Annotated in this window: 8 protein-coding genes; all 8 read left to right on the plus strand. The window is 48.7% G+C overall.

All coding sequences use genetic code 11. From position 1 onward, the window contains the following. The first annotated feature begins 995 nt into the window (after positions 1 to 995). On the plus strand, positions 996 to 2,603 hold the full coding sequence (dppA, locus tag J8X26_RS25695; RefSeq protein ID WP_152323667.1) for a dipeptide ABC transporter periplasmic-binding protein DppA: 1,608 nt from the start codon (positions 996 to 998) through the stop codon (positions 2,601 to 2,603). A gap of 101 nt (positions 2,604 to 2,704) precedes the next feature. Next, entirely contained in the window at positions 2,705 to 3,724 is a 1,020-nt protein-coding gene (dppB, locus tag J8X26_RS25700) for a dipeptide ABC transporter permease DppB (RefSeq protein ID WP_152323666.1), read from the plus strand. 10 nt (positions 3,725 to 3,734) lie between these two features. Next, complete coding sequence (dppC, locus tag J8X26_RS25705) at positions 3,735 to 4,649, plus strand: dipeptide ABC transporter permease DppC (protein ID WP_013573446.1); 915 nt, start codon at positions 3,735 to 3,737, stop codon at positions 4,647 to 4,649. A 10-nt stretch (positions 4,650 to 4,659) separates the two neighbouring features. After that, the gene (dppD, locus tag J8X26_RS25710; protein ID WP_152323665.1) at positions 4,660 to 5,685 is read left to right on the plus strand and encodes a dipeptide ABC transporter ATP-binding protein; all 1,026 of its coding nucleotides are present in this window, start codon (positions 4,660 to 4,662) and stop codon (positions 5,683 to 5,685) included. Further along, positions 5,675 to 6,688, plus strand: coding sequence for a dipeptide ABC transporter ATP-binding subunit DppF (gene dppF / locus J8X26_RS25715; RefSeq protein WP_208952401.1), 1,014 nt, complete (start codon positions 5,675 to 5,677; stop codon positions 6,686 to 6,688). Before dppD ends, dppF begins: the two co-directional genes overlap by 11 nt. 259 nt (positions 6,689 to 6,947) lie before the next feature. Next, a complete protein-coding gene (locus J8X26_RS25720; protein WP_208952402.1) occupies positions 6,948 to 7,847 on the plus strand; it encodes a DUF3289 family protein in 900 nt (299 codons plus the stop codon). Next, the gene (locus J8X26_RS25725; RefSeq protein WP_165060781.1) at positions 7,844 to 8,275 is read left to right on the plus strand and encodes a DUF943 family protein; all 432 of its coding nucleotides are present in this window, start codon (positions 7,844 to 7,846) and stop codon (positions 8,273 to 8,275) included. The genes J8X26_RS25720 and J8X26_RS25725 overlap by 4 nt, the downstream gene beginning before the upstream one ends. Positions 8,276 to 8,347: 72 nt before the next feature. Continuing rightward, complete coding sequence (locus tag J8X26_RS25730) at positions 8,348 to 8,887, plus strand: DUF943 family protein (RefSeq protein WP_165060783.1); 540 nt, start codon at positions 8,348 to 8,350, stop codon at positions 8,885 to 8,887. The last annotated feature ends 73 nt before the right edge of the window (positions 8,888 to 8,960 follow it).

The raw sequence follows: 8,960 nt of genomic DNA on the forward strand, positions 1-8,960 counted from the left end.
CGAAGATGCCAGTCATCCTCTCTCGCCGACCACATTTGAAAAACCTGCTTTTAAAGCAGGTTTTTTTTCGTCTGTAAAAAGCCCGCGCCCTTCAGGTTGCGGGTTTTAGCTTCTGAGATTTCATTTCATCATCTTCAAATCACCTTTACGGTGATTTTTATGATCCTGATAAAGGAAGGGATTTTTGGCAGGACTTTTGAGGTCTGCGAGGTGCCATGTAATAAGGGTTGTCTGGATATTTTATTTGCACCCGACTTCTGGGACTTTCACGCAAATCGGGCAAGTAGTACGCTCTTACGAACAAGCAAAAAGTAAGCCAGAATTTAAAAATCCCTTAACATATTCTTTTCAATTAATGTCCATCCTCGCCCTCACTTATGGCGTAAAAACAGACAAAATACGTACGGATGTTCACCTGCACCATCAGTGTGCAATTGCGCCATTTTGGGGTTTTTTAACAGTGCTCAGATGAACACGTTCACTGATAGCCGCGCGCTGTTTGCTGCACTTCTCAGCATTTTCAGCTGGTTTCCACCCCAATCTCAAAAATAACCGTTCATATATTCATCATTTAGCCAGAAATTTTTAGGGAATTAATATGGGCTAAACCGCCAGGAATATTCTTTTACAAAGTGGATTGTGTGGTTATTTGATGTCCAGACTGAACATTCATCCTGATTTGGTTAATGAAATGTTTTTTTATGTTTGTTTGTTGTAACTCACAGTCTGTGTAAATGCCTGATGGTTATATTGACGTCAAGGAAAGGAGTTGCCAAATTGATAGCCCCAAGGAAGACCAGTGATTATTTCCGGTAAGGTTTTGTAAAGCCAGCTTTACAGAACGCAGGAAAAAAATGGCAGTTCACCATGCTCTGGTTGGACTTATTGCAGCGCACGAGCAAACACAGTCACCCGCATATAAAAATAAAGGGTGACGTGAGCTGTAAAACACAACACACACATCCACATCACCATTAATCGATGGAGCAGAAGCGATGACAATCTCTTTAGGTAAGTCGGGGCTACTGAAATTCAGTATGGGCCTGATTGCGCTGACCGTTGCGGCCAGTGTCCAGGCAAAAACGTTAGTGTATTGCTCTGAAGGTTCACCTGAAGGCTTTAACCCTCAGCTGTTCACCTCCGGCACCACGTATGACGCAAGCTCCGTGCCTATCTACAACCGTCTGGTCGAGTTCAAAATCGGAACCACAGAAATCCAGCCAGGGCTGGCAGAGAAGTGGGACGTTTCCGCTGACGGCAAAACGTACACCTTCCATCTGCGCAAAGGCGTGAAATGGCAGGACAACAAGGACTTCAAACCGACCCGGGATCTGAATGCGGACGACGTAATCTTCTCCTTCGAACGTCAGCTGGACAAAAATAATGCCTACCACGGTGTTTCCGGCGGCAGCTATGAATACTTCGAAGGTATGGGAATGGGCGATCTGATCAACAAGATCGTGAAAGTGGACGACAACACCGTGCAGTTCGTACTGAACCGCCCGGAGTCTCCGTTCCTGGCTGACCTGGCGATGGACTTTGCATCAATCCTGTCTGCGGAATACGCTGACAACATGATGAAAGCGAAAACGCCTGAGAAAGTGGATCTGGATCCAATCGGTACCGGTCCGTTCCAGCTTCTGCAATACCAGAAAGATTCTCGCATCCTCTATAAAGCCTTCCCGGGCTACTGGGGCACCAAGCCGCAGATCGACCGTTTAGTCTTCTCCATCACGCCTGACGCCTCCGTGCGTTACGCGAAATTGCAGAAAAACGAATGCCAGGTAATGCCGTACCCGAACCCGGCAGATATCGCGGCAATGAAGAAAGATAAATCCATCAACCTGATGCAACAGCCAGGTCTGAACGTGGGTTACCTGTCCTTCAACGTTGAGAAAAAACCCCTGGATGAAGTGAAAGTGCGTCAGGCACTGACCATGGCTGTGAACAAAAAAGCCATCATCGACGCGGTTTATCAGGGTGCTGGCCAGCCGGCTAAAAACCTGATCCCACCAACAATGTGGGGCTACAACAAAGACGTGGTGGATTACCCGTATGATCCGGCCAAAGCCAAAGAGCTGCTGAAAGAAGCAGGTCACGCAGACGGTTTCACTATCGATTTGTGGGCGATGCCGGTACAGCGTCCGTACAACCCGAACGCACGCCGTATGGCTGAAATGATCCAGGCTGACTGGGCGAAAATTGGCGTGAAAGCCAACATCGTGACGTACGAGTGGGGCGAATACCTCAAGCGTGCGAAGAACGGTGAGCACCAGTCTGTGATGATGGGCTGGACTGGCGACAATGGGGATCCGGACAACTTCTTCGCGACCCTGTTCAGCTGTGCGGCTGCAAAAGACGGTTCCAACTACTCCCGCTGGTGCTACAAGCCGTTTGAAGATTTGATCCAGCCAGCCCGTGCTGAATCTGATCACGCCAAACGTGCTGCGCTGTACCAGCAGGCTCAGGTTGTGATGCATGATCAGGCACCTGCGCTGATCATCGCCCACTCTACTGTGTATGAGCCAGTACGCAAAGAAGTCAAAGGCTATGTCGTTGATCCGTTGGGCAAACACCACTTCGAAAACGTAAGCATGGAGTAATAGCGCTTCGCTATTGAATCCACTTGTTAAGAGTTTTGTGAGCTACTAATAAGCCCGGAGCGCTACGGTTCTCCGGGCATTTTATACAGAGAGTACGGGATATGTTGCAGTTCATACTCCGACGTTTGGGGTTAGTTATCCCAACGTTTATCGGCATTACTTTGCTGACTTTTGCCTTCGTACACATGATACCAGGCGACCCGGTCACTATCATGGCAGGCGAGCGCGGGGTTTCTCCCGAACGTCATGCCCAGTTAATGGCAGATATGGGGCTCGACAAGCCTCTCTATCAACAATACTTCAAATACGTGAACGGGGTGCTGCATGGCGACCTGGGCACTTCCTTAAAAAGCCGCACCCCTGTCTGGCAGGAGTTTGTACCGCGCTTTAAAGCCACCCTGGAACTGGGTATCTGCGCAATGATTTTTGCCATCATTGTCGGGATCCCGGTAGGTGTGCTGGCGGCGGTAAAACGAGGCTCGATATTCGACCACACGGCCGTGGGGATATCGCTGACCGGCTACTCGATGCCGATATTCTGGTGGGGGATCATGCTGGTTATGCTGGTCTCGGTGCAGCTTAATCTGACGCCGGTGTCGGGGCGAATAAGCGACACTGTTTTCCTGGATGACAGCCTGCCGCTGACCGGCTTTATGCTGATCGACACGCTGTTCTGGGGCGAACCGGGTGATTTCGTTGATGCTGTGATGCACATGATTTTACCGGCTATCGTGCTCGGAACCATTCCGCTGGCGGTGATTGTGCGTATGACCCGTTCTTCCATGCTGGAAGTGCTGGGCGAAGACTACATCCGTACCGCGCGCGCCAAAGGCGTGAGCCGTATGCGGGTGATCGTCATCCACGCACTGCGTAATGCGCTGTTGCCGGTAGTGACCATCATTGGTTTGCAGGTTGGTACGCTGCTCGGCGGTGCCATTCTGACCGAAACCATCTTCTCCTGGCCAGGACTTGGCCGGTGGCTGATCGACGCACTCCAGCGCCGCGACTATCCGGTCGTGCAGGGCGGGGTGTTGCTGGTCGCTACTCTGATCATTGTGGTTAACCTGCTGGTAGATGTGCTCTACGGCGTGGTCAACCCGCGTATTCGCCACAAGAAATAAGGGGCGCACAATGTCTCAAACCACTGAGCCGGTCGCTAACGAGTTAGTGACGGCTGCGCCAGTGCCGATGCCGCCTCTGCGCGAATTCTGGCATTACTTCAAGCGTAACAAAGGGGCCGTTGTCGGCCTGGCTTACATCATTATTATGCTGGTCATTGCGATTGGCGCGAACGTGATTGCACCACACCTGCCTGCTGAACAGTTCCGTGACGCGCTGCTGCGCCCGCCGGTCTGGATGGAAGGCGGCAGCTGGAAATTCCTGCTGGGCACCGACGACGTGGGCCGCGATATTCTCTCGCGTCTGATGTACGGCGCACGTTTATCGCTGCTGGTCGGTTGTCTGGTTGTGGTGCTGTCGTTAATCCTCGGTGTGGTTTTCGGGCTGTTTGCCGGTTACTACGGCGGTGTGGTTGACGCCATCATCATGCGCGTGGTCGATATCATGCTGGCCCTGCCAAGTCTGTTGCTGGCGCTGGTGCTGGTGGCGATTTTCGGTCCGTCGATTGTTAACGCCTCGCTGGCGCTGACATTTGTTGCTTTGCCACACTATGTTCGCTTAACCCGCGCGGCGGTGCTGGTGGAAGTGAACCGTGACTACGTGACCGCTTCGCGCGTCGCCGGTGCCGGTTCTGCGCGCCAGATGTTCATCAATATTTTACCTAACTGCTTAGCGCCGCTGATTGTTCAGGCATCGCTCGGCTTCTCCAACGCCATCCTCGATATGGCAGCGTTGGGCTTCCTCGGGATGGGCGCACAGCCGCCAACGCCTGAGTGGGGCACCATGCTGTCTGACGTTTTACAGTTTGCTCAAAGTGCCTGGTGGGTCGTGACCTTCCCCGGTGTGATCATTCTGCTGACGGTGCTGGCATTTAACCTGATGGGTGATGGCCTGCGTGATGCCCTCGACCCTAAACTTAAGCAGTAAGGGGTTGGAGATGGAAACAACATTAACGAATGACGTTCAGGTCGGCAAAACGTTGCTGACCGTGGATAAACTCTCCGTTCACTTTGGTGACGAAGGGACGCCGTTCCGCGCCGTAGATCGTATCAGCTACAGCGTGAAGCAGGGCGAAGTGGTCGGGATTGTCGGCGAGTCCGGCTCCGGTAAATCAGTCAGTTCACTGGCGCTGATGGGGCTTATCGACTTTCCCGGCAAAGTGATGGCGGAAAAACTGGAGTTCGGTGGCCGTAATCTTCAGGGGATCAGCGAAAAAGAGCGCCGCCAGATTGTCGGTGCCGAAGTCGCGATGATTTTCCAGGATCCGATGACCAGCCTGAACCCGTGTTACACCGTGGGTTTCCAGATAATGGAAGCCATCAAAGTGCATCAGGGCGGGAACAAAAAGACCCGTCGTCAGCGCACCATCGATTTGCTAAATCTGGTCGGTATTCCTGACCCGGCTTCGCGTCTCGACGTGTATCCGCATCAGCTTTCCGGCGGGATGAGCCAGCGCGTGATGATTGCGATGGCGATCGCCTGTCGTCCGAAACTGCTGATTGCCGATGAGCCGACGACTGCACTCGACGTGACCATTCAGGCGCAGATCATCGAGTTGCTGCTTGAACTGCAACAGAAAGAAAACATGGCGCTGATGCTGATCACCCATGACCTGGCGCTGGTGGCGGAAGCTGCGCATCACATCATCGTGATGTACGCCGGTCAGGTGGTGGAGTCGGCCAAAGCCACGGAAATCTTCCGTGCGCCACGCCATCCGTATACCCAGGCGCTGCTGCGCTCGCTGCCGGAATTTGCGGCAGACAAAGCCCGTTTACAGTCATTGCCGGGCGTAGTGCCGGGTAAATATGATCGTCCGAACGGCTGTCTGCTCAATCCGCGCTGCCCGTATGCAACCGACCGTTGCCGTACAGAAGAACCCGCGCTGCGTGACCTCGCGAACGGGCGTCAGTCGAAGTGCCATTATCCGCTGGATGATGCCGGGAGACCTACTTATGAGTCCTGATAACACCCAATCGCAGCCGCTGTTGCACGCGATTGACCTGAAAAAACATTACCCGGTGAAGAAAGGCATCTTCGGCCAGGAACGTACCGTGAAAGCGCTCGACGGCGTGTCGTTTACGCTCGAACGCGGTAAAACGCTGGCGGTAGTCGGGGAATCCGGTTGTGGTAAATCCACGCTGGGCCGTCTGCTGACCATGATCGAAGTGCCGACCGGTGGTGAGCTGTATTACCGCGGGCAGGATTTACTGAAACCTGATGCGACGGCTGAAAAACTGCGCCGTCAGAAGATCCAAATCGTGTTCCAGAATCCTTACGGGTCACTCAACCCGCGTAAGAAAGTTGGCCAGATCCTCGAAGAACCGTTACTGATCAACACCAAACTGACCCGCGAAGAACGTCGCGAAAAAGCGCTGGCGATGATGGCGAAAGTGGGCCTGAAAACCGAGCACTACGATCGTTATCCGCACATGTTCTCCGGCGGTCAGCGTCAGCGTATTGCCATCGCCCGAGGTCTGATGCTGGATCCGGACGTGGTGATCGCCGATGAACCGGTGTCCGCGCTCGACGTTTCCGTGCGTGCGCAGGTACTGAACCTGATGATGGATTTGCAACAGGATTTGGGGCTGTCTTACGTCTTTATCTCTCACGATTTGTCCGTGGTTGAACATATCGCTGACGAAGTGATGGTGATGTACCTCGGCCGCTGCGTGGAGAAGGGCTCGAAAGAGGCTGTCTTCAGCAATCCGCGCCATCCGTACACACAGGCATTGCTGTCCGCGACGCCGCGTCTGAACCCGGACGAGCGTCGGGAACGCATTAAGCTCACCGGCGAACTGCCAAGCCCGCTGAATCCGCCAGCCGGTTGCGCCTTCAACGCCCGCTGCCGCCGCGCGTTCGGCACCTGCAAACAGTTCCAGCCACAGCTGAAACAGTACGGCGACCAGCTCGTCGCCTGCTTCGCCGTCGATCAGGATGAAACCGGCACGACGCAGACCGTCGCGTAATTCTGAAGGATTTGCAGAAATGACAAAGCCCGCGAAAGCGGGCTTTTTTGTGGGTGATATTTACGGTGGAATATTTGGGATGACTACTTAGATCAATAATAAATAAAAATTTGGGAATAATATAACGGCCTTGATAGCAACAATTAGCTGATTTCATATGGATAAATCATATACGTTGTTAATTAATATTTACTTTATCAATGACTAGTTCAGTTTATTGATTCGTATATATTTACCACATCAATTAAAAGGAAATTATATGTCACAAATCAGACTGCCCGCCAGAATATATACAACCCCCGCAGGTGCGAAGTCCTCAGAGGATTTGCACTATGGTGATATGACAGAGCAGCAACTCAGGTCTGTCTACCAACTGGATGATGTTTCAGCAAGAGTAAACCCCTATACCCTGACTAAAATTGAAGAGTTGAAGGCTTCTCCTTTTTCGGATTATAATTTTCCCGATCGTCCCTCTTCTTTGCTCATCGATTACTTTCCAAAAAAGACATCACGTTTTCTTCATTCTTATCCGGAAGTAAAAAGTACCCTTTCATTAAAACAATGCAGCGATATTCTTTTTGATGAAATGAGGGAACTGTCTAAACCTTTCGCCTTATATGGCGTTTACAGCGGGCTGATCGTGAAGATGATCAACCATATGCAAAAGAACAGCGGGTTGCTATTCCGGGATTATCTTTTAAACAGGGCACTTGAGGATCAGATAAGACATGATTTTTCTGGGGGGAGTACTTTAAACAGAATCGCTAAAGGTTTGTCTGATAACATTGACTGGAATGCTAATATCTTACCAGAATCATCTATATTAGATTTAAATGCAGAAGTTAGAGCTGGGAGAACACCTAAATTCACTCGATTCAAAGATAAATTTAATGGAATGGGAATTACAGTTCACGATACTTATTCTACACAAATAACGCTAAATTATCTGTCGATCAAAAAAGGCGAGTTTGAAGCTTCTCTACATTACAAAGTTCAGGATCATTTTGGACTAGATAAATGGGATATTATGAAATCAGAATATCATACCTTCAGGTTTTTCAGAGTTTGGTTTTTTTTACAGCACTATAACAAAATGGCTTTCAAACCTTTTGTCACAGAGATGGAGTGTACTATAAGTATTTCAGGGCGTAAGCCATGAGGATTAAGATAACACTATTCGTTATTGCAACACTACTTTTTGTAATTTCTTTACTTATTTCTTTAAGGGAGCCTGAAGTTATATTTGTACACCAGGGGAATGAATTCACAGATATAGTGGTGAAAAAATTCCCTTTGACTCAGAGAGGAAGAGTTAAATGGTGGGGTGATAACAAGTTATATTTAAAGGAAAAATATGGAATACCAAAAGCTGATGAATTCGGCCATTATCATATTTTTATTTTTGATATAGGAGATGGATTCAAAAAAAATTCAGAGGCTGATTCCATATGGTTTTCTTTTTCTACTACTGATCTGATTTGTTTTGATGAAATTAAATCAGAAGACAGGTGTATCGAGAAAAGTATTCTTATGCGAGTAACAAGGAAAAAAATGGGTGAGACGAGTTACATATTCGATGGTGACTAAATTTATCAAAATATTCTGGTGAAGTATAACAGTGAGGTTTTTTAAAATTACTTAGGTCGGAGTGAATATGACATGCTGAAAGTAAAACATAGCACTATCAGATTTTTCGAATCTGGTTTGTTTTGCAAAGATGGGGAAAATTTTGATTCAAACCATTCTCTAACGAAATGGAATAAAATATTTCCATTCAAGGAGGCATTCGATGAACAAAAAATTCGTTATTCTTACAATCATTATACTAATTATAGTGACTTTTTTTTCGTTTTAATAAAACCGGAAATTATCTACGTCCACGAAGATGAGGATAGTACCGTTATCATAGTTAGAAAATTTCCCATTACGCAGAGGGGAAAGATTTACTGGTGGGAAAGTAATAAGGATAGCCCTCTTATTAAAAATAAGATATCTGATGTCGATGAATATGGTCACTATTTTGTAGGAATAGAAGATCTTGGCGTAGGGTTTATAAAAGTATCAGAGGCAAGATTTACATCATGGTATTCCTTTTCAAAGAATGATCAGATAATGACAATTATTCATGATGAAAATAATAAAATTTCTTATTTGATAGATGATGATGAAATCTTAAAAAAACCACAAAATGAATATTAAATAGGCTTTGTTGAATAAATCGGATTTAGATAAAAGCTCCCCTCGTCGCTGACTTTCTCAGGCAATCCTTACG

This window comes from Rahnella sp. ChDrAdgB13, assembly GCF_017655185.1.
Classification (GTDB): Bacteria; Pseudomonadota; Gammaproteobacteria; order Enterobacterales; family Enterobacteriaceae; genus Rahnella; species Rahnella contaminans.

What these genes read in the sequence shown, in the direction of transcription:
- dppA (WP_152323667.1), top strand. Translation starts at nt 996, where the DNA reads ATGACAATCTCTTTAGGTAAGTCGGGGCTACTGAAATTCAGTATGGGC.
- dppB (WP_152323666.1), top strand. Translation starts at nt 2,705, where the DNA reads ATGTTGCAGTTCATACTCCGACGTTTGGGGTTAGTTATCCCAACGTTT.
- dppC (WP_013573446.1), top strand. Translation starts at nt 3,735, where the DNA reads ATGTCTCAAACCACTGAGCCGGTCGCTAACGAGTTAGTGACGGCTGCG.
- dppD (WP_152323665.1), top strand. Translation starts at nt 4,660, where the DNA reads ATGGAAACAACATTAACGAATGACGTTCAGGTCGGCAAAACGTTGCTG.
- dppF (WP_208952401.1), top strand. Translation starts at nt 5,675, where the DNA reads ATGAGTCCTGATAACACCCAATCGCAGCCGCTGTTGCACGCGATTGAC.
- J8X26_RS25720 (WP_208952402.1), top strand. Translation starts at nt 6,948, where the DNA reads ATGTCACAAATCAGACTGCCCGCCAGAATATATACAACCCCCGCAGGT.
- J8X26_RS25725 (WP_165060781.1), top strand. Translation starts at nt 7,844, where the DNA reads ATGAGGATTAAGATAACACTATTCGTTATTGCAACACTACTTTTTGTA.
- J8X26_RS25730 (WP_165060783.1), top strand. Translation starts at nt 8,348, where the DNA reads ATGCTGAAAGTAAAACATAGCACTATCAGATTTTTCGAATCTGGTTTG.